This window comes from Rhodococcus sp. 06-1460-1B (genome assembly GCF_002258475.1).
GTDB classification, from domain to species: Bacteria; Actinomycetota; Actinomycetes; order Mycobacteriales; family Mycobacteriaceae; genus Rhodococcoides; species Rhodococcoides fascians.
Genome location: NZ_NOYS01000034.1, coordinates 35959 through 59078, shown reverse-complemented (window position 1 = coordinate 59078; position 23120 = coordinate 35959). Strand labels below are relative to the sequence as shown.

Annotated in this window: 14 protein-coding genes; all 14 read right to left on the bottom strand. The window is 63.7% G+C overall.

Going from position 1 to position 23120, the window contains the following annotated elements:
• Positions 1 to 163: 163 nt before the first annotated feature.
• Positions 164 to 4120 (bottom strand): DNA-directed RNA polymerase subunit beta', encoded by a 3957-nt coding sequence (locus CH268_RS20385; RefSeq protein WP_027498213.1) that lies wholly within the window; start codon positions 4118 to 4120, stop codon positions 164 to 166.
• A gap of 95 nt (positions 4121 to 4215) precedes the next feature.
• A complete protein-coding gene (rpoB, locus tag CH268_RS20380; RefSeq protein ID WP_094665727.1) occupies positions 4216 to 7722 on the bottom strand; it encodes a DNA-directed RNA polymerase subunit beta in 3507 nt (1168 codons plus the stop codon).
• A 525-nt stretch (positions 7723 to 8247) separates the two neighbouring features.
• Positions 8248 to 10824 carry an aminotransferase class III-fold pyridoxal phosphate-dependent enzyme gene (locus tag CH268_RS20375; protein WP_094665775.1) on the bottom strand — a complete coding sequence of 859 codons (2577 nt, stop codon included), beginning with the start codon at positions 10822 to 10824 and terminating at the stop codon, positions 8248 to 8250.
• 215 nt (positions 10825 to 11039) lie between these two features.
• The gene (locus CH268_RS20370; protein WP_094665726.1) at positions 11040 to 11996 is read right to left on the bottom strand and encodes a hypothetical protein; all 957 of its coding nucleotides are present in this window, start codon (positions 11994 to 11996) and stop codon (positions 11040 to 11042) included.
• A gap of 57 nt (positions 11997 to 12053) precedes the next feature.
• The gene (locus tag CH268_RS20365) at positions 12054 to 12746 is read right to left on the bottom strand and encodes a hypothetical protein (protein WP_094665725.1); all 693 of its coding nucleotides are present in this window, start codon (positions 12744 to 12746) and stop codon (positions 12054 to 12056) included.
• A gap of 84 nt (positions 12747 to 12830) precedes the next feature.
• The gene (locus CH268_RS20360) at positions 12831 to 14078 is read right to left on the bottom strand and encodes an MCE family protein (RefSeq protein ID WP_068283782.1); all 1248 of its coding nucleotides are present in this window, start codon (positions 14076 to 14078) and stop codon (positions 12831 to 12833) included.
• Positions 14075 to 15343, bottom strand: a complete 1269-nt coding sequence (locus CH268_RS20355) for an MCE family protein (RefSeq protein ID WP_027498220.1) — start codon at positions 15341 to 15343, stop codon at positions 14075 to 14077. The genes CH268_RS20360 and CH268_RS20355 overlap by 4 nt, the downstream gene beginning before the upstream one ends.
• Before the next feature lie 29 nt (positions 15344 to 15372).
• Positions 15373 to 16656, bottom strand: coding sequence for an MCE family protein (locus CH268_RS20350; RefSeq protein WP_027498221.1), 1284 nt, complete (start codon positions 16654 to 16656; stop codon positions 15373 to 15375).
• On the bottom strand, positions 16656 to 17654 hold the full coding sequence (locus CH268_RS20345) for an MCE family protein (RefSeq protein ID WP_008713869.1): 999 nt from the start codon (positions 17652 to 17654) through the stop codon (positions 16656 to 16658). The genes CH268_RS20350 and CH268_RS20345 overlap by 1 nt, the downstream gene beginning before the upstream one ends.
• Positions 17651 to 18718, bottom strand: coding sequence for an MCE family protein (locus CH268_RS20340; RefSeq protein WP_027498222.1), 1068 nt, complete (start codon positions 18716 to 18718; stop codon positions 17651 to 17653). Before CH268_RS20340 ends, CH268_RS20345 begins: the two co-directional genes overlap by 4 nt.
• Complete coding sequence (locus CH268_RS20335) at positions 18715 to 20070, bottom strand: MCE family protein (protein WP_008713865.1); 1356 nt, start codon at positions 20068 to 20070, stop codon at positions 18715 to 18717. Before CH268_RS20335 ends, CH268_RS20340 begins: the two co-directional genes overlap by 4 nt.
• Positions 20067 to 20927, bottom strand: a complete 861-nt coding sequence (locus CH268_RS20330) for an MlaE family ABC transporter permease (RefSeq protein WP_027498223.1) — start codon at positions 20925 to 20927, stop codon at positions 20067 to 20069. The genes CH268_RS20335 and CH268_RS20330 overlap by 4 nt, the downstream gene beginning before the upstream one ends.
• A 5-nt stretch (positions 20928 to 20932) precedes the next feature.
• Positions 20933 to 21727 (bottom strand): MlaE family ABC transporter permease, encoded by a 795-nt coding sequence (locus CH268_RS20325; protein ID WP_027498224.1) that lies wholly within the window; start codon positions 21725 to 21727, stop codon positions 20933 to 20935.
• Positions 21728 to 21732: 5 nt separating this feature from the next.
• On the bottom strand, positions 21733 to 22923 hold the full coding sequence (locus CH268_RS20320) for an ABC transporter ATP-binding protein (RefSeq protein ID WP_094665774.1): 1191 nt from the start codon (positions 22921 to 22923) through the stop codon (positions 21733 to 21735).
• Positions 22924 to 23120 lie beyond the last annotated feature (197 nt).

The following is a 23120-nucleotide window of genomic DNA, read 5'->3' as shown; positions in this document are numbered from 1 at the left end:
GTACCGACTCGAGTGCCGCGGCAAACTCACCGCGCCCCCTCCACATAGAACAAAGCCCCGCACCGACCGAAGTCGATGCGGGGCTTTGCTGGTCACGCCCTGTCGTCGTGAGTGGAAACTCGTAGTGGGCTACGAAGTTCCGCTCACGTGCGACGGAGTCGCTCTAGCGGTATTCGTTGGAGAAACCGTAGTCGTCGAGCGGCACTGCAGCACCGGTTCCCTGGCCGAAGCCGTCCGGGCTGTAGTACTGATCGTCGTACGACGGCACCGCGTATGCCGCGGCACGTGCCTCTTCGGTCGGCTGCACCGTGATGTTCCGGTACCGGTTGATGCCGGTACCAGCCGGGATGAGCTTACCGATGATGACGTTCTCCTTGAGACCTATGAGCTTGTCGCTACGGCAGTTGATCGCCGCGTCGGTGAGCACACGAGTGGTCTCCTGGAAGGACGCTGCCGACAGCCACGAGTCGGTGGCCAGCGACGCCTTGGTGATACCCATCAGGACCGGACGTCCGGCTGCGGGCTCGCCACCCTCGGAGACGACGCGACGGTTGCTCGACTCGAATTCGCTGCGCTCGGTGAGTGAACCGGGCAGGAATTCGGTGGAGCCGCTGTCGATGATCGTCACGCGACGGAGCATCTGGCGCACGATCGTCTCGATGTGCTTGTCGTGAATCGACACACCCTGCGACCGGTACACCTCCTGGACCTCGTTGACGAGGTGGATCTGCACCTGACGGGGACCCATCACGCGCAGGACCTCGTGCGGATCGGCAGCACCTTCCATGAGCTGCTGGCCGACCTCGACGTGGTCACCGTCCGCCAGAAGGCGCTCGGTGCCGTCGTCGTGCTTGAAGACGCGCAGACGCTGACGCTTGGAGAGCTTGTCGTAGACAACCTCTTCGCCGCCGTCGTCCGGGACGATGGTGATCTTGTAGAAACGATCGCCGTCCTCGAGCTGGATGCGTCCCGACACGTCCGCGATCGGAGCCTTGCCCTTCGGCACACGTGCCTCGAACAGCTCCTGCACGCGAGGCAGACCGCCGGTGATGTCATCTCCGGCGACACCACCCTGGTGGAAGGTACGCATGGTCAGCTGGGTTCCGGGCTCACCGATGGACTGTGCGGCAACGATACCGACGGCCTCACCGATGTCGACCAGCTTGCCGGTGGCCATCGAACGGCCATAGCAGGTGGCGCAGACGCCGGTTCCCGTGGTGCAGGTGAGCACCGAGCGAACCTTGACCGACGTGATGCCCGCAGCGAGCAGCGCGTCGATGGCCGGGTCACCGAGATCGTGTCCGCGAGCGACGATGACCGTGCCGTTCTCGTCGACAGCGTCGTTCGCCAAGGTGCGGGCGTACGTGCTGGTCTCGACGTGAGCGTCGCGGATCATCTTGCCGTCGGCGGTCTTCTCGGCGATCGTCGTGACGATGCCGCGCTCGGTGCCACAGTCGGTTTCCCGAACGATGACATCCTGCGAGACGTCGACCAGACGACGCGTCAGGTAGCCCGAGTCGGCGGTACGAAGCGCCGTGTCGGCCAGTCCCTTACGAGCACCGTGCGTGTTGATGAAGTACTCGAGGACCGTCAGGCCTTCCTTGAAGGAAGACTTGATCGGACGCGGGATGAACTCACCCTTCGGGTTCGTCACCAAGCCCTTCATGCCGGCGAGCGAGCGAACCTGAGTCATGTTTCCGGCTGCGCCGGACTTCACGATCATCGGGATCGGGTTGTCGTCGGGGAAGTGGGCCTCCATGGCCTTACCGACCTGCTCGGTCGCGTCCTGCCAGATCTTGACCAGTGCGGAGTTGCGCTCGACCTTGTCGAGTGCGCCACGCTGGTACTTCTTCTCGATCTGATCGGCCTGAGCCTCGAAGGTCTCCATGATCTGCGGCTTCTCCGGCGGCACGAGGACGTCGGAGATCGAGATGGTGACACCCGAACGCGTGGCCCAGTAGAAGCCTGCGTCCTTGAGCTTGTCGACGGTCTGTGCGACGACGATCATCGGGTAACGCTCGGCGAGATCGTTGATGATGGTCGACTGACGCTTCTTCGGCATCTGCTCGTTGACGAACGGGTAGTCCGCCGGAAGCAGCTCGTTGAAGAGCACGCGTCCCAGAGTGGTCTCCGCGGTCCATGCGTCGCCGCGGTTCCAGCCCTCGGGGAACAGCTCGTTCTCGATGTCACGCGGCGGGCGCTGCGTGGTGAGACGAACGCGAATCTGCGACTGCACGGTCAGCGATCCACGATCGACGGCCATCTGAGCCTCGGCCGGGGAGGAGTACGCCCCGAACTCGGCCTGATCGGTCGATGCGTCGACGCGCTCGCCGACAGCACCGGCATCGAGACGTGTCAGGTGGTACAGACCCGTCACCATGTCCAGACGCGGCATGGCGAGCGGACGGCCCGATGCCGGCGAGAGGATGTTGTTCGACGACAGCATCAGCACGCGTGCCTCGGCCTGAGCCTCGGCGGACAGCGGGAGGTGGACAGCCATCTGGTCACCGTCGAAGTCGGCGTTGAACGCCTCACACACGAGCGGGTGCAGCTGGATGGCCTTGCCCTCGACGAGCTGAGGCTCGAACGCCTGGATGCCCAACCGGTGCAGGGTGGGTGCACGGTTCAGCAGCACGGGGTGCTCGGCGATGACCTCTTCGAGAACGTCCCACACCTGCGGACGCTGACGCTCGACCATGCGCTTGGCCGACTTGATGTTCTGCGCGTGGTTCAGATCCACCAGACGCTTCATCACGAACGGCTTGAACAGCTCGAGTGCCATCAGCTTCGGCAGACCACACTGGTGCAGCTTGAGCTGCGGGCCGACGACGATGACCGAACGGCCCGAGTAGTCGACGCGCTTGCCGAGGAGGTTCTGACGGAATCGACCCTGCTTGCCCTTGAGCAAGTCGGAGAGCGACTTCAGCGGACGGTTACCCGGTCCGGTGACCGGACGTCCACGACGGCCGTTGTCGAACAGGGCGTCGACCGACTCCTGCAGCATCCGCTTCTCGTTGTTGACGATGATCTCGGGAGCACCGAGATCGATCAGACGCTTGAGGCGGTTGTTGCGGTTGATGACGCGGCGGTACAGGTCGTTGAGGTCGGACGTCGCGAAACGGCCACCGTCGAGCTGCACCATCGGACGAAGCTCCGGCGGGATGACCGGGACAGCGTCGAGAACCATGCCCATCGGCGAGTTACGGCCGGCCTGGAACGCAGCGACGACCTTCAGACGCTTGAGCGCGCGCAGCTTCTTCTGACCCTTGCCACTGCGGATGGTCTCGCGAAGAGATTCCGCCTCGGCATCGATGTCGAAGGTCTGCATGAGCTTCTGGATCGACTCTGCACCCATGGCACCGGTGAAGTACTCGCCGTACCGGTCGATGAGCTCGCGGTAGATGAGCTCGTCGACGATGAGCTGCTTGGGGGCGAGCTTGGTGAACGTGGTCCAGATCTCTTCGAGACGATCGAGCTCACGCTGCGCGCGGTCACGGAGCTGACGCATCTCGCGCTCGCCGCCGTCCTTGACCTTGCGGCGCACGTCGGACTTGGCACCCTCGGCTTCGAGCTCGGCGATGTCGGCTTCGAGCTTCTGCGCACGAGCCTCGAGATCGGCGTCGCGCTGATCTGCGACGGCCTTCTTCTCGACCTCCATCTCGGCCTCGAGCGTCGAGAGCTCGTTGTGACGGAGCTCGTCGTCGACCGTGGTGATGACGTAGGCAGCGAAGTAGATGATCTTCTCGAGATCCTTCGGAGCCAGGTCGAGCAGGTAGCCCAGACGCGACGGCACACCCTTGAAGTACCAGATGTGCGTGACCGGAGCGGCCAGTTCGATGTGGCCCATGCGCTCACGACGCACCTTGGCGCGAGTGACCTCGACGCCACAGCGCTCACAGATGATGCCCTTGAAGCGGACGCGCTTGTACTTGCCGCAGTAGCACTCCCAGTCCCGGGTGGGGCCGAAGATCTTCTCGCAGAAGAGGCCGTCCTTCTCGGGCTTGAGCGTGCGGTAGTTGATGGTCTCCGGCTTCTTGACCTCGCCGTAGGACCACTGACGGATGTCGTCCGCAGTGGCAAGGCCAATGCGAAGTTCATCGAAGAAGTTGACGTCGAGCACGTAACTTCCTTTCCCCGTTATGGGTGTTGTGCTGGAAGAGCAAATGAGAGAAACGCCTCCGGGCCTGCAGTGACGCAGGCCCGGAGACCACAGAACTACTGAGCGAGGTCGTCGACCGTGGCAGCTTCGTTGCGGGAGAGGTTGATTCCCAGGTTGGCTGCGGCACGCTCGAGGTCTTCGTCGTCACCGTCGGCCATCGTGATGGCAGCGCCGTCCGAGGACAGCACCTCCACGTTGAGGCACAGCGACTGGAGCTCCTTGAGGAGCACCTTGAAGGACTCGGGGATACCGGGCTCGGGAATGTTCTCGCCCTTGACGATCGCCTCGTACACCTTCACGCGGCCGACAACGTCGTCCGACTTGATGGTGAGAAGCTCCTGCAGCGTGTACGCGGCACCGTAGGCCTGCATGGCCCAGCACTCCATCTCACCGAAGCGCTGTCCACCGAACTGAGCCTTACCACCGAGGGGCTGCTGCGTGATCATCGAGTACGGCCCGGTCGAACGAGCGTGGATCTTGTCGTCGACCAAGTGGTGCAGCTTGATGATGTACATGTAGCCCACCGACACCGGGTACGGGAACGGCTCGCCGGAGCGGCCGTCGAACAACGTGGCCTTTCCGTCGGAGCCGACCATCTGCTCGCCGTCGCGGTTGGGAATCGTGCTCTCCAGCAGGCCGGCGAGCTGATTCTCCTTGGCACCGTCGAACACCGGGGTGGCGATGTTGCTGTCGGCCGGAGCCGCCAGCATCTCCTCGGGCAGACGCTCGGCCCAATCGGGCTTGCTGCCGTCCGCGGCGATCTGCACGTTCCAACCGGTCTTGCCGATCCAACCCAGGTGGGTTTCGAGGACCTGCCCGATGTTCATACGACGCGGAACACCGTGGGTGTTGAGGATGATGTCGATCGGGGTGCCGTCGGGCAGGAACGGCATGTCCTCCTGCGGGAGGATCTTGCCGATGACGCCCTTGTTGCCGTGGCGGCCGGCGAGCTTGTCGCCGTCCTGGATCTTGCGCTTCTGAGCCACGTAGACGCGGACCAACTCGTTGACGCCGGGAGGCAGATCGTCGTCGTCGTCGCGCGAGAAGACGCGGATGCCGATGACCTTTCCGTTCTCGCCGTGCGGAACCTTGAGCGAGGTGTCGCGAACTTCGCGAGCCTTCTCACCGAAGATGGCGCGCAGCAGGCGCTCTTCGGGGGTCAGCTCGGTCTCGCCCTTGGGCGTGACCTTTCCGACCAGCACGTCGCCGTCACGAACCTCGGCACCGATACGGATGATGCCGCGCTCGTCGAGGTCAGCGAGGACCTCGTCGGAGACGTTCGGGATGTCGCGAGTGATCTCCTCGGCACCGAGCTTGGTGTCGCGAGCATCGATCTCGTGCTCCTCGATGTGGATCGAGGTGAGAACGTCCTCTTCCACGAGGCGCTGCGACAGGATGATCGCGTCCTCGTAGTTGTGGCCCTCCCACGGCATGATCGCCAGCAGCAGGTTCTTGCCGAGTGCCATCTCACCGTTCTCGGTGCAGGGGCCGTCGGCGAGGACCTGGCCGGACTCGACGCGCTGTCCCTCGTCCACGATCGGACGCTGGTTGGCGCACGTGCCCTGGTTGGAACGCGCGAACTTGCGCATCCGGTAGGTCTTGCGCGATCCGTCGTCGGCCATGACCGTGACGTAATCGGCGGAGACCTCTTCGACGACACCGGTCTTCTCGGTGATGACGACGTCACCGGCGTCGACAGCTGCACGCAGCTCCATGCCGGTACCGACGATCGGAGCCTCGCTGCGCACCAGCGGGACGGCCTGACGCTGCATGTTCGCGCCCATCAGGGCACGGTTGGCATCGTCGTGCTCGAGGAACGGAATCATCGCGGTCGCGACGGAGACCATCTGTCGCGGCGAGACGTCCATGTAATCGATGTCGTCGGACGAGACGAACTCGACCTCTCCACCCTTACGACGGACGAGAATCTTGTCCTCGACGAAGTGACCCGAATCGTCGACCGGAGAGTTCGCCTGCGCGAGCGTGTGGCGATCCTCCTCGTCGGCGGTCAGGTAATCGACGTCGTCGGTGACCTTGCCGTCGACGACCTTGCGGTACGGGGTCTCGATGAAGCCGAACGGATTGACGCGTGCGTACACCGAGAGCGATCCGATCAGGCCGATGTTCGGGCCTTCCGGGGTCTCGATGGGGCACATGCGGCCGTAGTGCGACGGGTGAACGTCGCGGACCTCGAGGCCGGCGCGCTCACGAGAGAGACCGCCGGGTCCCAGTGCCGACAGGCGACGCTTGTGCGTCAGACCCGACAACGGGTTGTTCTGGTCCATGAACTGCGATAGCTGGGAGGTTCCGAAGAACTCCTTGATCGCAGCGACGACGGGACGGATGTTGATCAGGGTCTGCGGCGTGATCGCCTCGACGTCCTGAGTCGTCATACGTTCGCGCACGACGCGCTCCATGCGGGACAGGCCCACGCGGATCTGGTTCTGGATGAGCTCGCCGACGGTACGCAGACGACGGTTGCCGAAGTGGTCGATGTCGTCGACCTCGACCGGAACCTCGACGCCGTCGGGTGCGGTCATCGAGGTCTCACCTGCGTGCAGACGCACGAGGTACTCGATGGTCGCGACGATGTCTTCCTCGGTGAGGGTCGACGCCACGATGGGCTGACCCGAGTTGAGGCCGAGCTTCTTGTTGATCTTGTAGCGACCCACGCGAGCGAGGTCGTAGCGCTTGTCCTTGAAGAACAGGTTCTCCAGCAGGGTCTGCGCCGACTCCTTGGTCGGCGGCTCGCCCGGACGCAGCTTGCGGTAGATGTCGAGGAGCGCCTCGTCGGTACCGGCGGTGTTGTCCTTCTCCAGGGTGGCCATGAGGATCTCGGAGAAGCCGAAGCGCTCCGTGATCTGCTCGGTGGACCAACCGAGAGCCTTCAGCAGCACCGTGACGGGCTGACGACGCTTGCGGTCGATGCGGACACCGACGGTGTCGCGCTTGTCGACGTCGAACTCGAGCCATGCACCGCGACCGGGGATCACCTTGACGCTGTGCAGGTCCTTCTCGGTGGTCTTGTCGATCGAATGATCGAAGTAGACGCCCGGAGAACGCACCAGCTGCGACACCACGACACGCTCGGTGCCGTTGATGATGAAGGTGCCCTTGTCGGTCATCATCGGGAAATCACCCATGAAGACCGTCTGGCTCTTGATCTCACCGGTGTTGTTGTTGATGAACTCGGCCGTGACGAACAGCGGAGCCGCGTACGTCATGTCCTTGTCCTTGCACTCATCGGTCGAGGCCTTGACCTCGTCGAATCGTGGGTCGGAGAAGGAGAGAGACATCGAGCCCGAGAAGTCCTCGATCGGAGAGAGCTCGGTCAGGATGTCCTCGAGTCCACCGGCGACACTGCTGTCTCCGCGGGCGGCGGCACGGTCACGCCAACTCTGCGCACCTACCAGCCATTCGAACGAATCCGTCTGTACATCGAGGAGACCGGGTACCTCCAACGGCTCGCGAATGTTCGCGAACGAAACCCTCCTCGGGGCTCCCGGTGTTCCGACAACTGCCTTGGTCTGGCTAGAGACTGCCAAGATGCGTCCTTCCAGCACCTCACGCGGGTCGCTCGTGCAGTGCGACCGCCGCTGTATCTGTTTGCTATATGTGGGGCGAATTTCGGCTGGTGCAACCAGACCGAATCCCCATCACAGCGGCCCGAAAACGTGCTTTCGGGTAACAGCGATCGAGAGGTGGACAGGAGGCAGCCAGCGCAACGTCCAAAGGTACCCCAAATGTGCGCAGAGCGCAACGGGGGCATCAAAAGTAGCACCCGGGGTCCATTCGTGCGCTGACTCGACGAAAGCGTGTCGCCTGCCGTACGCCCGATGCCGCTGCGCTTCAGAACCGCTGGGGGTGCTCCTGACGACAAGAGTGACCCTTGAGCCTTCCTTCGTCAAGAGGTTCGGCCCGATCCGTTTTCCGTGAGACCCGTTTTCCGTGAGACCGCACTCGAACCGGTCGCGTCGATGGACCATTGCACCGCCGAGACGTATGCAAGGGTCCATTGACGCAGACGGCAGGGGCGGGGGCGGGGCGGGGCTGCGGGCGGGGACACCGACGCGCCCCGCCCCTGCCGACTACCGGGCGCTCTCCCGCCACCGCGTGGCCTCGGCGAGCGCGAAGCCGTGCAGATCGGCCAACTCACCCAACCGTTCGACGCTCTCGCCGTCGAGGGTGGCCCCGACACTGCGCAGTCCGAACTCAGCCGACAACGCGATCAGCATCGTCTCGGCCATACAGGCGTAGGTCAGCCCAGGAGCCAACCCGTAGGTCAGCCCGAAATCCGAACCCGCCGGCACCTGCACGATGCCGCCGTCGAACACCGTGACGTCCGGCCGCTCACTGCGCACGTCCCGGCCGATGTTCGGCGGCTGCGCCACATCGCAGACGATGGCACCCTCCATCAGATCCGTCGGATCGATCAACGCATGTGGTGCCGACGTCGCAGCGATGACGATCAACGAATCATGCACCGCAGCAACGGGATCGGTGAAGAACCCCAGGTGCCGCGACCTGATCAGATCGTCCAGATCACCGTCGACAGCGTGCGCGGCGGCGGCCAGCTCCCCCGACCCCGCACCCGCCCGAGCGCTCGCCACCATCTCCTGCGCAGCCGCCCACAGCTTGGGAGCGATCACCGAACTCTCCCCCTGCCTACCGACCAGCACGACGGCACCGACCTCGCCGGCCAACTGCCTGCCGATGGTTCGCCCGATCGCCCCGGCGGCACCGAGAATCGTCACCCGAGCCCGCGCGACATCGATTCCGCGTTCACGGCACACGCGTCGAACAGCCCGCAGACTGGCCGCAGCGGTGAACGTGTTGCCGGTGGTGATGGGACGCGTCGTCGCGCCGAGACCCAACCCGTTGACGGTGATCACCGACGAGTAACCGCCCAACCCGACGACCGTTGCACCGCGTGAGATCGCCAGCTCGACGGCACCGCCCACCACTGCCAGCGCACGCTGGGTCGGCAGCTGCAGCAACTGCTGAGAGGTGTACGGCAGCCCGATCAGATCACCGTGCGCCGTCGCGTCCCCGCCTCCGACGACCCGGCCACTGCCGATGACGAACGACGCGGGTTCGAGCTCGGACGTCGACGCCGCGAACCGCTCGAGCAAGTCCTGTCGCTCGGAGTCGTCGAACACCTCGAGCGCCGGGTCGAATGCCGCGAAGAACCCGAGATCGAGGGGATGTGCGATGAACGCGAAACGTCGATCGGTGGGCCGTACCGCGATGTCGGGGGTACGCCCGGGACGCAGCGCCGCGAGGGCAGGCGGCGTGGCGACGGTCGGACGGCCCAACAGGTGCCCGAACAATCCGTCCATGTCTCCCGCTGCCGCGTAGCCCAACGCCCGGTCCAGTGCTGCGACCAGACGCGAGCACTGCACCCCGGACACCGTGAGCGGCGGCTCGATGCGAATCACCCTGTTGCCGAACAGAGTCGGAGCCACTCGGATCCCCTCGACATTGAGCAGGTACGAGCAGATCACCGCGGAGAGGTTGTGCTGATCTGCGATCGATCCGAGCAGCGACTGCCGTCCGACGAAGTTCACGTCCGCGGTGAGTTCGATGCCCAGCAACAGTCCGCGGCCGCGTACCTCGGTGACCACCGACGGATACTTCTCGGCCAGCGCGCTCAGATCGTTCTTCAGCCGATGGCCGAGTACTGCCGCATTCTCCACCACCGCGCAGCCGTCCCGAGTCAGTTCTTCGAGTACCGCGATACCCACCCGTGCAGCCAACGCGTTCCCCGCGAAGGTCGACGTGTGCCGTAGCGCGAAGCTCTCCCCCACCAACTCCGGGCGGCTCAGCACCGCGCCCACCGGCACGATCCCGCCACCGAGCGCCTTGGCGAGAGTAAGAATGTCCGGCACCACGCCGTCGTGCTCGGCTGCGAACATCCGGCCCGTCCGGCCGAGCCCGGTCTGCACCTCGTCGAGTGCCATGAGCACCCCGTGCCGATCGCAGATCTCCCGCACGCGGCGCAGGTATCCGTCGGGCGGGCACACCACTCCACCCTCACCCTGAATCGGCTCCACCAGAAACACTGCATAATGCCCGGGTGCTGCCGCCAGGGCCGCGTCGAGCGCATCCGAATCCCCGAACTCGATATGATCGAATCCCTCGACCGGAGCGCCGAAACCGTTCTGATACTTGATGTTTCCCGTCGCAGACAAGGCACCGAGGGTCTTACCGTGGAAACTGTTCGCGGTGGTCAGCACACCCAGCCGCCCGGTGTGCGCTCGGGCGATCTTGAGCGCGACCTCCGTCGCCTCGGTACCACTGTTGACGAACGTCGTTCGCGTCAACCCCTCGGGGGCCAAGCGCCCCAACCGATCTGCCAATTCACCGGCCGCGCTCAGCACCGAGGGCTGCACGAAAATTGCCTCCCCGCTGCAGCGAACGTCGTTGACCGCCTGCCAGATCGGAGTGGGACCGTGCCCGAACGGAAGGGCTCCGTACGCCCCCGCGAAGTCGAGATAGCGTCGGCCCGAGGCGTCGAACAGGACCGTCCCGTCGCCGCGCACGTACTCGCGATCCAGGTTCAGCGCAGACAACAAGCGGTACAGTTCGGGATTGACGTGCTCGGCAAAGCCCGATCGACCGGACCGGGATTCCAGCACGGAAAAATCGATAGTTGTGTCAGTCATGACCAGCATGCTCCGTTTTCATCGGATCCACCCCTGGCTGTCCGAGCGTGAAAATGGTTGTCCCGAACAACCAGGGCTCGTCCCAACCAGGACGCAAACGCGATGGTAGCTCGGCCCGAAGTCGGTGAGAGACGGCCGAAAACGATACGAAAAAACCCCGTCCGCGCAGGGCTTCTGCGTCGAACGGGGCCTGATCGAGCTATTGGTTGGAGCGACTATTGATCGTCGATGGCCGAGAGCTTCCAGGAGCCGTCGACCTTCTCCATGTTCACCGTCAACGGGCCCTCGGCGCTGCCCGACGCGACGCCGTTCTGCGTAGCGCTGATGTTCACATTGGCGAGCAGCTCGGCCTTGTCGTCCTCCAACCGCGTGACACCGATGTCCGTCACCATGGCCTCGGTACCCGTATTCGTTTGCACCACAGCAGATTTGGTTGTCTCAGCGGTGGAGTTGAACTCGTCGAGCATCGACTGATTGAGAACAGCGCGGGCCGCATCGAAATCGGCATCGATCGTCTCGGCCTTGTACGTGTACAGGGTCTGCAGCGCATCGGTCGCAGCCGAAGTGACCTCCTGGGTGGCCGCGGAATCCACCCACGCCGCATTGTCGATCGTGGCGAACGGCTTGAACGCGGCAACGGCAGCGAACGCGCCGAGCACCACGGCAATCACCGCGACGACGATCACGTGCTTGTAGCCGATACCCGACACCGGTCCGGAGGACGAGGCGCTTGCGATGGAGTCGGCAGCAGACTTGTCGGTTGCAGACTTGTCGGTTGCAGTTTTGTCGGTTGCAGGCTTGTCGACCGAAGGCTTCTCGGTTGCAGACTTGTCGGTTGCAGGCTTGTCGACCGAAGACTTCTCGGTTGCAGTTTTGTCGGTTGCAGGCTTGTCGACCGAAGGCTTCTCGGTTGCAGACTTGTCGGTTGCAGGCTTGTCGACCGAAGACTTCGCGAGTGACGGCTTCTCGGTCACAGGCTTGTCGGTTGCGGGCTTGTCGAGAACCGGCTCGGTCGGCGTCGTAACGGCCTGCGACTCGGCGGCCGCCGATCCCTCGGCGTCGGTCGACGCCGTGTCGGTGTCGGCTGCAGTCGGCTTCCCGGTGCCGGCCACCTTGCGTCGAACCTTGCTGGTGGTGGTGGGTGGAACGATCTTGCGACGCTGGGGAGGCACTACAGAACTCCTTCGAAACTCACTTCGGTACAGACGGAAAACACCACTGCCAGATTCTCAGTTACCGCCGGAGTCCGGCTCGGGAGCAGGCGTCGCGTCCGTACCGGGGTCGGCCGCATTCGGATCGGCGGCATTCGGATCGGCGGGGCCGCCCGGTTCGTTCGGGATGACGGGGTTGGTGCTGGGGTTGTCGAGCGAGATCCGCGAACCGATCGGGTCGACCTTGTTGGTCTTCCACACCCCGTCGATCTCTTCCATGGCCAGGCTCATCGTCAGCTTGCTGCGCTCGATGCGGTCGGGCCAGGTAGTGGTCGTCGCGATGACCACGAGAGCGGTGGCGGTGTTCTCGTCCGTGCTCAGCTCGGTCAACGTTCCGTGCAGCACCTCGGCGTCGCTCTTGGCACCGGACTGACGAACCTGGTCGGTGATACCCGACCGCGTCTGCTCGAGGTCGTTGAGCATCAGGTCGCCGGTGATGGACGACTTCATGTTGTCGAACGACTGGTCGATGTTGGCCGCGTCGACAGTGTTGAGGTTGACGGCCGCTTGCTGAGCGCCGGTGAGAGCAGAGTCGCGGGTGTCCGCGGTGGGCTTCTGACTCAGCAACGCATTGCCCCAGCCGTATCCGAAGAACACGGCCGCTGCGAGGGCCGCCACGGCGATCACCGTGACGACGGCAAAGAGGATTTTCGCGGTCTTGTTACGCCCTGGAGTCGCTGAGGACTCCAGGGCTTCGGTGCTCGAGTTCACACTTTCCACCCTACTACTCGGTAATATCCGGCCGAACCACTCTCGGCCCGACGATAGTGCTGAGCAGCAGTTCCACCGATTTCACTACTTCGGCGTGACGCCGATCAGCGGTGCCAACTGGGTGGCAATGGGGTTGAGGTTCAGCTTCTCGGGATCGACCTTGGGCTTGAGGTCCCACGGCTGCGGCACGTCCGGATCGGCGAACACGATTCGGTTCGCGCTACGAACACCGGTGACGCTGCCCTGCGGCGTAGCGCAGTTCGCATCGAGGTTCAGCGGGTAGTTCTCCCGCGTCTCGTCGAAGTTCGGATTCTTCCGCTTCTCCTCGTCCAGGATCGCCTGGCTGCCCTCGTAGCCGACGGTGCACGGCGGCGGGTTGTTGGTTTCGAGCAACAGACCCTGATGGATCGTGCCGTCGTCCGGGACGATCGTCGAGATACCGGCACCGAGTGCAGGCAGGAACGTCAGGAACGGACGAAGCGCAACGTACCGAGGTTCGGCCTGAGCAGCAACCAGGGCCAGGTTGTTGATATCGGTCGTCAGAGCAGGACCCGCATCGGTGATGAGGCCACCGAGCTGGTCGCCCGCCGCAGTACCGGTATCGATCAGGCGACGGATGTCCGGATCGCTCGACTTCAGCTGAGCCGTCACCTCGTCCAGGCTGGTACTGAACTGTCGAATCAGGTCCGACTGCTCGGACTGCGTGTTCAGCACCGGCACCGCATCGCGAACCAACGCGAGCGTCTGCGGCAGGGCCTCGTTTCCAGCCTCGGAGATGTTCCCGAGCGAATCGACGAGAGAAGCGAGATCGTTGCCCTTACCGTCGAATGCGACGCCGAGCTCGTTGACGACTCGCGTCAACGTCTCCAGCGGTACCGACCGAACCAGCGTGTTCGTGTTGGCGAGAACCTCTTCCACCGGCACCGGCGTGGTGGTGTCGGCCTGCGCAATCTGTGACCCTTCGACCAGGAACGGGCCCTGATCGGTCTCGGGCTGCAGGTCGACGTACTGCTCACCGATTGCCGATCGGTTGGCCACGACGGCCTTGGTGTCGGCAGGGATGTCGGGGCCACCGTTGTCGAGCATGAGCGCGACTCGGATGCCGTCCTCGGTCAGTTCCAGATCTCCGACGGTTCCCACCGGGACACCTCGGTAGGTGACCTCGGCGTTGGAGAAGATGCCACCGGAATCGGCGAGGTTCAGATCGACCTGGTACTGCCCGAAGCCGAGCATGTTGTCAAGTCGCACGTACTTGGCACCGACATAGACCGACCCCAGTACGGCGACCACGACGAAGAGGACCAATTGAATGCGAACCAGTCTCGATCTCACTGTCCAACTCCGAATCGCTCGAGCAGATCGTTCAACGGTGCGAACGGATCGGCCGGTGCGGGCGCGGCGGCCGCCGCTGCCTGCTCGTTCGCAGGTGCACCAGGGCCGGGAACCGGTGACGGGATGATCGGCGGCAACGGCAGCAGCGAGATCGTCGGCCAACCCGGGCGCGGTCCGTTGCCGTTGTAGTACGGATTCGACGGGTCGACGACGGGCAGCGTGTTGCCGTACTTGGGCTGGATGTAGACCGGATCGCCCTCCCCGACGCCGAAGTTGCGCAACGCAGTTCCGATCGACAGGTCGAGCGAAAGGAACAGGTTCGCCGAGTTGCCCTCGATGATTTTCTCGGTGCCGTCCGCGAACGGCAGGGTGGGGATCACCGCGAGCGAGCTCACCACGTCGTCCGCCGAATCGGCCAGGGCCTGGAGCGTGGGGCGTAGTGCCCGCAGGTCCGCGATGAGATCGTCCTTGGAACGGTCGATCACGTCGGTGCCGACGGCTCCGAGACGGTCGAGCGCTCCGAGCATCTCGGTCAGCTGCGGGCGCTGCTGCTCGAGAACCTCGGTGGCGATCGGCAAATCCTTCAGCACTGCGTCGATCTTGTCGGTCTGCGTGTTGACGCGGCCGCTGAGAGTGTCCAGCCCGTCGATGGCGCGGGTGATGTCGTCACGCTGCTGGTTGAGGCCGTCGATGAGGGTGTTCGCTTGCTGCAGAAGCTCTTTGGTTCTGCCTTCGCGACCGTCGAACGCCGTGCTCAGTTCCTTGACGATCGGCGAGAGCTGCCCGACACCGCCGCCGTTGAGCAGCAGCGAGAGCGCACCGAGTACCTGTTCGATATCGGTGGCATGGCGGGTGCGATCGAGCGGGATCGTGGCCCCGTCCTGCAGACGCGCTGCTTCCTCGTCGCCAGGAGGTGCCGAGAGCTGCACGAACTTCTCGCCCAACAGGTTGGTCTGTTGCACCGATGCGATCGCGTTGGCCGGAAGGTCGACGTCGGAATTCAAGATGACGTTGACGTCGGCGGTCCAGCCGTCGTTCGGGACCGTTATCGAGTCGACGCGGCCGACCGAGACGCCGTCGACCTTCACGGTCGACTGCGGGACGAGGTCCAGTACGTCGTCGAACTGCACCGTCAGGTTCAACGGGTTCTCACCGACGTCGGCACCGCCGGGCAGCGGTATCGCGTAGATGCCGGCCGACGAGCATGCTCCGGCCGACAGCGCCACCACGCACGCACCGGCTCCGACCACCAAAGAACGCTTCACTCGAGCTCGATTCCGATTCACAGAGGCTCTCACTGTCCCCCACCTCCGATGTACGACTGCTCCAGTCCGGGCATCGAGCTGTTTCCGAGCCTGGGCGAGACGACGCCAGGCACGGTGCCCGGCACGGACACGTTCTGCTCGATGTCGTTGGTGAGAACGCCGAACGGCAGCACGATCCGGTTCTGGTCTTTGATCGGGGCCTGGATCATCGTGGTGATGTTGGAGCACTGATCGATGATCGGCTGAATCTGCGCACCGAGTGCTTCGAAGCGCGGATCACCGGGAACCAGCTTTCCGAGATCGATGAGCTGACACAGGGTGCCGAGCGGATCCTGGGTCTCGTTCTGGAGATTGGCGCGCGTGGCGAGCGTTCCCGACTCGGCGTCGTAGGCGTTTACCAGGTTGCTGATGGCCAGCGGCAGCAACGTGAGCGTTTGCACCAGCTGCTCGCGGTTGTCGGCGAGTGTCTGCGTCGGAACCGTGAGACCGTTCGCGGCATCGGTCAGTTGGGTCCGGTTGTCCGCGACGAACGTCGCCACGTCGCCGAGCGAGACCGACAGCTGTTGGAGTGCAGCTCCGAGGTCCTCTCGCTGCCCCGACAGGAAACCGGTCAGGTCGGCCAACTGGGTGTTGAAGTTGCGTACCTGCTGATCGTTGACGGCCAAGGCGCTGACGAACGTCTGCAGGTTCTTGATCGTGTCGAACACGTCGGTGCGCGAGTCACTCAACGTTCGACCGGCGGCCGAGAGCTGGGTGATGCTGTTGCCCAACGCTTCACCGTTGCCGTCGAGGTTGGCTGCACCGGTGTTGACCAGATCTGTGAGAGCGCCGTCCTTGTTCGCGCCGTCCGGACCGAGGGCGGTGGACAGGTCGTCGATGGACTTGTACAGCTCGTCGACCTCGACGGGTGTTGCGGTTCGATCGCGACCGATCGTCGCGCCGTCGGCCATGGTGTCGCCGCCGGTGTAGGCGGGTGAAACCTGGACGTAGCGGTCGGCGACGAGCGACGGGGTGACCTGCACGGCCTTTGCGTCCACAGGAATGTCGACCCCACGGTCGACGCGGAGGACGACCTCCACGTCTTCGCCTTGCGGCGTCACGGAGTCGACCGTACCGACCTTGACGCCAAGCACGCGCACCTCCGAGCCGGAATAGATGCCGATCGACTTGTCGAAGTAGGCGGTGATCTTGGTCGTTCCGGCCCTGGTGAACAGCCACCAGCCGGCGACCGCGAGGACGAGCGCCACGGTCACGACGACGGCGATCAGCGCGAGCTTGTTCTTGCTTCTCGGTGCTGTCTGCGTGTCTGTCATCAGTTCCCCGCCAACGTATCGAGCGAGGGCTGGCGGTAACCAGGTATCAACGGAACTCCGGGCGGTGTGAGGTTTGCCAGCGTGATGTCTATCCACCGGCCGTTGCCGGTCAGATTCGTGTACAGCCGAATGAACGGTTCGTACAGCTTCAGCGCACGGTCGAGGTTGTCGTTGTTGCGCTGCAGGATCTCGATGGTGCCGTTGAGCTGCTGCAACATCGGGTTGATGGTGGCCTCGTTGTCGCGAACCAGGCCGGTCAGCTCTTGCGACACTCGCTGAGTGCCGGTGAGCAGCTGCGAGATGGCCTGCTGCCGATTGTTGAGCTCTTCGAGAAGCGGGCCCGCGTCGGTGATCAGTTGGTTGAACTGCTCGTTGCGGTCGGCCAGCACCTTCGAGGTCTCGCCGGTGGCCTCGAACAGCTTCTTCAGTTCCTCGTCACGGCTGGCCACGGTCTGCGATAACCGAGTCACACCGTCGAGCGAGGCACGGATGTTCGCAGGCGTCTCGGAGAACGCCTCGGACAGGGTCCGCATGCTCGTCGCCAGCTGATCGGTGTCGATGTCGCTGATGGTCGAGGCCGCAGCGGAGAACGCGTCGATCACGTCGTACGGGGACGTGGTGCGCTCGAGCGGAATCGGGTCCTTGGGGCTCAACGTCTCCGGACCGCTCGGGTCGAGCGCCAGATATTTCTGCCCCAGCACAGTCTTGATGGCGATGGCCGCTCGCGACTCGTTGCCGACCCAGGCGTCCTTGACCGTGAAGTCCACGAGCACCCGGTCGCCGTCGAGACGCACATCGGTGACCTTGCCGACCTTCACGCCCGCGATACGGACCTCGTTGGGCGGCTTGAGCCCTGCTGCCTCGCTGAACTCGGCGGTGTACACCGAACCCGCACCGATGATCGGGAGCCGGTCGAGAAAGAAGACCGACATCGTGGCGAGCAGGATGATTGCGATACCTAGCGCACCGATGGTGGCCGGACTACGACGAGATTTCATTGCTTGATCCCCCCAGCTTTGCAACGCGCTGCGGAGTTCGTGTACAGCGGCTGGTTGACGGTCGGCAGCCCGGTCGGCAGATTCAGATTCGGCGAACTACCCGGTCCGGCGACGATGTCGATACCGCACAGATAGAAGGTGAACCAGGATCCCTGCTGGGCCGTGCGAATGAGCTTCTCGAGTTTGACGGGCAGAATTCCGAGGACCGTGTCCACGTCGTCGCTTCGTCGGTTGACTGTCTCGGCCAACGTGTTCAACGCAGTCACCGAACCCTGGATCGACGGCCTGGTCGGCTCGAGCAGGTCGGCGGTCGCGTTGGTCAGGCCGGCGAGCGACGTCACGGCGGAGCCGACGACACCACGGTCGGCCGACAGGCCCGAGACGAGCTGCTGCGTGTTGACGATCAGGCTGTCGAGCTGCCCGTCGTTCTGGTTCACCGTCTCCAACACGTTGTTCAGATTGGTGATGACCTGCCCGATGACCTGATCCTTGTCGGCGACGGTGTTGGTCAGGGTCGCCGTATTGGTGACCAGTTCGTTGATGGTGCCCGACTCCCCCTGGAACACCTGAATGATCTGGTACGACAGCTTGTTGACGTCATCGGAGCTGAGCGTGGTGAACAGCGGGCGGAAGCCGTCGAAGAGCGTGGTCAGGTTCACCGCAGGCTTGGTCCGCTCCAACGGAATGGTGGCACCGTCGGTGATCTTCCGACCCTGATCTCCCGAACCCTGCTCGATGGCGATGTAGCGCTGGCCCACCAGGTTCCGGAATCGGATGGTCGCCGTCGAACTGGCCGGGAGCCAATCACGACTGCTCAGAGTGAAGTCCACCTTGGCTTCGCGCTCGTTGGCGATCTCGATCTTGTCGACCTGGCCGACACGAACGCCCGCGATACGAATCTCGTCGCCCTCGTTGAGAGACGTGACGTCCGTGAACACAGCCGAGAACTTGGTGCCGCCGCCGCCGCTGGAATTGGCGATGGTGAAGGCAAGGGTGGCCGTAGCAATGATCGTAATCACGGCGAACACGACCAACTTGATGATCGGCGCGAGAAGGCCTCTCATGGCACGGTCACCTCCACTCCTCTCAGTGCCGGTGCGCCGATAGCGGCCGCCCACGACGGAATACTGTCCGGTGCAACACCACTCGCCTGTCCGTAGATCACGGCCAGAGTGTCGCGCTCGAAGTCGGAGCCCTCGTAGCTCGCCGGCTGCGCGGATGCGGAGACGGCGGGAACGATGGAACTCTGGGCAGACTTCGGTGGTCCCTGTCCTTCGATCACCTGCGGGCCCGGGTTCCGGGTCGGCACCTGGTAGGAACCGTCGTTGATCGAGCCTCCCGGATACTGCGGGAAGAACTCCCCCGGCGCCGCGGGCTCGAAACAGGTGGCTCCGCGATCGTCGAACAAGCGCGGCTCGTCCTGGTTCGGCAAGTAACGACCCTTCGGGTTGACGAACGGTGCGGAGACGTTGATGCCGGGGTACTCGTCGCCCTCACCGAGTACGACTTTTCCGCGCCTGGCACCTTCGGCGAAATAAGTGAACGTGCAGCCGAACGTCGGGGAGAACTCGGCCAGCAGCTCGAGCGCTTCCCGAGAGTTCGCGGCCAATCCGATCAGGTTCTCGGAGTTGGTCTGTAGAAAGTCCGCAGTGGTGTACGACGCCGAGGTCAGGGAGCCGTACAGCGTGTCGAGGCTGGACTGCCGCTCGACCACGGTGTTGCCCGTCGTCCGCAAGTTGTCCAGCGCCGAGACCAAGTCCGGTGCCGCGTCTGCGTAGGTCTGCGAGAAGTCGGCCAGCCCGACCAACGTCTGCTGGATGTTCGGCAACTCCGTGTTCAGACCCGACACGATGTTCGTCAGGTTGTCGATGGTCTGGCCCAGTTGCTCACCGCGCCCGCTGAGGCCCTGCGCCAACGACCCGAGGGTGTTCGCCAGATCCTGTGGCGGAATCGCCTGCAGCAGTGGAAGCAAGCCGTCGAGCAACTGCCCGACCTCGATGGCGTTTCCGCTGGTGTCCTGTTTGAGGACCGTGCCCTCGGAGATCGGCGACGCCGCATCGTTCTCGGGCACGATCAACGAGACGTAGCGCTCACCGAACAGTGTCTTGGGAAGCAACCGTGCCGTCACGTTCGACGGAATCAGCGGTGCCTTGTCCGGATCGATGGCGAGCTGCGAGGTCACGACGCCGTCGACGGTGGACGCCGAGCGCACCTCGCCGACGATCATTCCGCGCACCTTGACATCCGCGTTCATCGGCAGCGCGTTGCCGACCGAGTCGGTTTCGAGGCTGACTTTCACCACATCTTTGAACGTCTTGTTGTAGGACGTGATGCTCCACCCCAGGAACAGGATGAGCACCAGGAAGAACGCCAAACCGAGGAGTACTCGCTTCAGTCGCGACGGCGAGTCGATCATCCCGCAACCCTCACTGTGGTGGTCGTGCCCCAGATGGCGAGGCTCAAGAAGAAGTCCAGTACGGCGATCGTGACGATCGCGGTACGAACGGCACGGCCCACTGCGACGCCGACACCGGCAGGTCCGCCAGAGGCGTGGTAGCCGTAATAGCAGTGGATCATGATCAGGACGAAGGCGAATATCAGCACCTTCAAGAACGAATACAACACGTCTTCCGGAGGTAGGAAGAGGTTGAAGTAGTGGTCGTAGGACCCCGTGGACTGCCCGTTGAAAATGGTGCTGATCCCTCGGGATGCGACGTACGACGCCAACAGCCCGACGATGTACAGCGGGATGACGGCCACGAAGCCTGCGATCATGCGGGTGGTCACGAGGAACGGCACGCTGGGTACGGCCATCACCTCGAGCGCGTCGATCTCCTCGGAGATTCGCATGGCACCGAGCTGGGCGGTGAAACCACAGCCGACGGTGGCCGAGAGTGCCAGTCCTGCGACAATCGGCGCGATCTCACGGGTGTTGACGTACGCGGACAGGAATCCGGTGAGCACGGAGCTACCGAGCTGTTCGAGGGCTGCATAGCCCTGTAGACCGACGACGATGCCGGTGAAGCCGGACATCATCACGATCACGCCGATGGTCCCACCGATGACGGCGAGCGCACCGCTGCCGAAGGTGACCTCCGCCAGCAGGCGGAGCACCTCCTTCTTGTAATGCACTGCGGTCTTGGGAATCCACCCGATGGCCCGCAGGTAGAACGACATTTGCTCGCCTGCGCGGTCGAGCACGTTGAGCGGGGCGTTGCCGACGCGCTTGACGCGCATCAGCGTGCGGTCACCGCGACCTCTTGCGATCGTCATCGCGGTTACGCTCCCTTCGCTGGGACGACCTGGAGATAGACCAGGGTCAGGATGAGGTTGGCGAAGAAGAGCAGCAGGAACGTGATGACAACCGTCTGGTTCACTGCCTCGCCGACGCCCTTGGGTCCGGGGTTGGGATTGAGGCCCTTGTAGGAGGCGATGATGCCCGCGATGAGTCCGAAGATTGCTGCTTTCGCCTCGGCGACATACAGATCCGGCAGCTGGGCCAAAAACGAGAACGACGCCAGATATGCACCGGGGGTGCCGCCCTGAAGGATCACGTTGAAGAAGTAACCGCCGGCGATGCCGACGACCGAGACCAGGCCGTTGAGCAAAAGTGCGACGAGGATCATCGCGAGCACTCGGGGAACGACGAGACGATGTACCGGGTCGATACCCAGCACTCGCATGGCGTCGATCTCCTCGCGGATGGTGCGCGAGCCGAGGTCTGCAGTCACAGCAGAACCGGCAGCGCCGGCCACCAGCAGTGCGGTCACGATCGGACTGCCCTGCTGGATGACCGCGAGCACGCTGGCCGCACCCGTGAACGACTCGGCACCGAGCTGCTTGATGAGCGATCCGGTCTGCAGCGCCACGACCGCGCCGAACGGAATGGCGACGAGCGCCGTCGGCAGAATCGTGACGCTGGCGATGAACCAGGCCTGCTCGATGAACTCGCGGAACTGGAACGGCCTACGGAAGGTGTTGCGAACCACCTCGACGAACAGTTCGACGATATTGCCGGCTTGTGTCAGAGCGGCGCTCGCCGGAGCGAACGTGGACTTCTTCGATCCCCCCATGTCTGCTATTGACCCCGACCTTGTGTTGGAGCTTGGTAGCCCTGCTGATCATGACCTTGCCCGCTGTAACTCTGCTGGTCGTAACTCTGCTGGTCGTAACCCTGGTGGTCGTAACCCTGGTGGTCGTAACCCTGGTGGTCGTATCCCTGCTGGTCGTAACCCTGCTGGTCGTAACCCTGCTGCTGGTCTGCATACGCGGGGTAACGCTGACCCGGGTCGGTGGTGTCGAGGCTTTCCTGGATCGCAACCTGGGCATTGTGCGGCAGGGTGTGCATGATCTGGCGGACGCGCTCCTGCCTACGCCCGACGGCTTCGCGCACCGGAGTTCCGGGAGTGGCCTTCATCTGCGGCACGATGCCTTCGACGTCGTCGACGCCGCCGGCGTGGTGGCCGGCGTCGACCATGGCCTGCTCCTGCGCCATCTGCGCCTCGTCCTTCTCCTCCGACATGCCGATCGGACCGATCATCGTTCCGTTGAGGAACTGCTTGACTACCGGCTCGTCGCTCGTCAGGAGCACCTCGCGGGGGCCGAACATGACCAGCTGGCGACGGAAGAGCATGCCGATGTTGTCGGGCACCGTCCGAGCGAGGTTGATGTTGTGCGACACGATCAGGATCGTGGCGTCGATCTCGGCGTTGATGTCGATCAGGGTCTGCGAGATGTACGTAGTGCGAACGGGATCGAGGCCGGAGTCCGGCTCGTCGACCAGGATGATCTCGGGATCGAGAACCAGAGCGCGGGCGAGACCGGCGCGCTTACGCATACCGCCGGAGATCTCGCCGGGCAGCTTGTCCTCGGCACCGAGCAGACCCGTCAGTTCCAACTTCTCCATGACGATCTTGCGGATGTCGGACTCGGACTTCTTCGTGTGCTCGCGGAGCGGGAACGCGACATTGTCGTAGAGGTTCATCGAGCCGAACAGTGCGCCGTCCTGGAACAGCACCCCGAAGAGCTTCCTGATCTCGTAGAGCTCACGGGAGGAGCACTGCAGGATGTCGGTTCCGTCGATGAATATCTTGCCCTGTTCGGGACGCAGGAGGCCGATCAAGGACTTCAGGAAGACCGACTTGCCGGTACCGGAAGGACCGAGGAGCGCACTGACCTCACCCTTCGGCAGGGTCAACGTCACGTCCTGCCAGATCTTCTGTACCCCGAAAGACTTGGTCAATCCCTCGACCGAAACCTCGACTCCCACGCTGACCTCCACAATTCGTACACATCGACCCGGATGTGGGTTGTGTCACTGTATCCCATGCACGTGTCCGCACCGACACGGGAGCTTACCGCCCAGTAAGAACTTCCCCGAGTCAGGCTGTAGAGCTTGCATCAGTGTGGCTCATCTCACGCGACACGGTCGGCGACTCGCCAGAACTGTGACAAGTCCCTGCGTCA

Coding starts and splice junctions, on each gene's coding strand:
- CH268_RS20375 (WP_094665775.1), bottom strand. CDS start 10,824: ATGACTGACACAACTATCGATTTTTCCGTGCTGGAATCCCGGTCCGGT.
- CH268_RS20350 (WP_027498221.1), bottom strand. CDS start 16,656: ATGACAGACACGCAGACAGCACCGAGAAGCAAGAACAAGCTCGCGCTG.
- CH268_RS20345 (WP_008713869.1), bottom strand. CDS start 17,654: ATGAAATCTCGTCGTAGTCCGGCCACCATCGGTGCGCTAGGTATCGCA.
- CH268_RS20340 (WP_027498222.1), bottom strand. CDS start 18,718: ATGAGAGGCCTTCTCGCGCCGATCATCAAGTTGGTCGTGTTCGCCGTG.
- CH268_RS20335 (WP_008713865.1), bottom strand. CDS start 20,070: ATGATCGACTCGCCGTCGCGACTGAAGCGAGTACTCCTCGGTTTGGCG.
- CH268_RS20330 (WP_027498223.1), bottom strand. CDS start 20,927: ATGACGATCGCAAGAGGTCGCGGTGACCGCACGCTGATGCGCGTCAAG.
- CH268_RS20325 (WP_027498224.1), bottom strand. CDS start 21,727: ATGGGGGGATCGAAGAAGTCCACGTTCGCTCCGGCGAGCGCCGCTCTG.